The following is a 426-nucleotide window of genomic DNA, read 5'->3' as shown; positions in this document are numbered from 1 at the left end:
AGCAGGCCGTGCTCTGTCATACCATGTAGATAGGCATCAACGGTGGCCGGGTGGGTGGCAGGATATATCGCAGGCAATCCCTTCGGCAACTGCCAATCGTCGGTGCGAGACAGCAACTCCAGCGTGAAGCCGTCTACCGGCATGGGCTGCTGATACATAAAGTTGCGCACCACTGGGCTTGCCCCGGCAAAAGTCACTACCAGGGATCTGGCCCTGCGAATACGTACCACCGATCAGGACTCCAGGGTCAGGGGCTGCCGTCAGCCGACGCCATAAACGGACTTGCCGGAGACGCCATGAACGGGCTCGCGGGCGATGCCATAAATGGACTAGCCGGAGACGCCATGAACGGACTCGCGGGCGATGCCATAAATGGACTAGCCGGAGACGCCATGAACGGACTCGCGGGCGACGCCATGAACGGGC

Annotated in this window: 1 protein-coding gene; it reads right to left on the bottom strand. The window is 61.0% G+C overall.

Annotated elements, in window-relative coordinates:
• The coding region (locus A3709_RS23505; RefSeq protein WP_156507903.1) for a hypothetical protein at positions 1-230 on the bottom strand (230 nt) is incomplete at its 3' end.
• Positions 231-426: the final 196 nt, after the last annotated feature.

The sequence above is a fragment of the Halioglobus sp. HI00S01 genome, from assembly GCF_001635445.1.
GTDB lineage: Bacteria > Pseudomonadota > Gammaproteobacteria > Pseudomonadales > Halieaceae > Halioglobus > Halioglobus japonicus.
Note: the sequence above shows the minus strand (reverse complement) of the source record. Positions and strands in the feature narration are given on the sequence as shown.